The organism is Roseovarius gaetbuli, from assembly GCF_900172365.1.
In the GTDB taxonomy this organism is placed as follows: Bacteria; Pseudomonadota; Alphaproteobacteria; order Rhodobacterales; family Rhodobacteraceae; genus Roseovarius; species Roseovarius gaetbuli.
On the sequence record NZ_FWFJ01000113.1, the window covers coordinates 1 to 1,356 of the forward strand.

1 protein-coding gene is annotated in these 1,356 nt (G+C 53.8%); it reads left to right on the forward strand.

Features of this window, described 5'->3' with window-relative positions; genetic code table 11:
- The first annotated feature begins 89 nt into the window (after positions 1-89).
- Positions 90-1,109, forward strand: coding sequence for an IS110 family RNA-guided transposase (locus ROG8370_RS19805; protein WP_085828826.1), 1,020 nt, complete (start codon positions 90-92; stop codon positions 1,107-1,109).
- The last annotated feature ends 247 nt before the right edge of the window (positions 1,110-1,356 follow it).

Consider the following 1,356-nt stretch of genomic DNA (forward strand, 5'->3'; position numbering starts at 1 on the left):
GCGGATGGGGTGGATGGCTCCTGCATCACCCGGCGTCGCAATGCGCCATAGTGCAGTTGCTATGAACCGCTTACGAGAGGAGCCACCCAATGCAAGTTACAACGATCGGCTTAGATTTAGCCAAGAACATTTTTCAGATACACGGCATCGACGACCATGGCGAGGTTGCATTCAACCGCGCTTTGAGACGGGCTCAGGTGCTGGCATTCTTTGAACGTCTTGAGCCATGTTTGGTCGGCATCGAGGCATGCGGCACAAGCCATTATTGGGCGCGGGAACTGATCAAACTGGGGCATAATGTGAAGCTGATCCCACCGGCTTACGTGAAGCCCTACGTCAAACGCGGCAAATCAGACGCTGTTGATGCTGCGGCCATCTGTGAGGCGGTGACGCGTCCAACTATGCGCTTTGTTGAGGTGAAGACGCCGGAGCAACAGGCGATACTGGCGGTTCACCGGACGAGAGACCTGATCGTGAAGCAGCGCACGCAGACCATCAACATGCTGCGCGCACAGTTGGCTGAGTTTGGTATCATCCTACCGCAAGGCGTCTATCATGCGCTGAAATTTGCAAAGAACAGTGTAGATGGCGAACCATTGAATTTACCACAGGACGCTCAAGAGGTTGTCTTCGATCTGTGCGAGCAGTTGCTATTCCTACATGCGAAAATCCTGCGCCATACGCGGCATATGACCCAGATTGCCAAGCGGGAGAAACGCGTGGCGCTCTTGCGTACGATACCTGGCGTTGGTCCGATTACCGCATCAGCGATTGTCGCGACCGTCGGCAGCGGTAAGCAGTTCAAAAATTGCAGAGAGTTTGCCGCGTGGTTGGGGCTGACACCGCTCAACCGATCGAGTGGTGGAAAGGAACGGTTGGGCCATATCTCAAAAATGGGAGACCAATACATACGCCGCTTGCTAGTTCTGGGCATGACGTCTCGCATCAGGTCCATCAGGGCTGAGCCGGAAAGGTTCGATCCATGGTTTGCCGATATCCTGTCTCGCAAGCCAAGCAGGGTGGCCGCTGTCGCTATGGCAAACAAAACCGCCCGTATGATCTGGGCTGTCCTAACCCGAAATGAGCCATACAAAGTGAGAATAATTTAGAAGACCGACACAAACACAGAAGTTTGCAAGACCAATGAGGTGATGGAACTTTGTCAGCCCTAAAACCAAGACGTCCCTTGCTTTGTCCAGAACGCTTGCTGTTCGAGTTGCGGAATGGGACTTGGTTGGTGGAAACCATCAGGGCCAGCGGCCATGTGCGTCGCGCTAACAGGCCGAACACAAGACTGCTTCTGACAGGCTTTATCATCAAATCGGTACTTGCAAAAAGGGAGCCATCCACACAGGA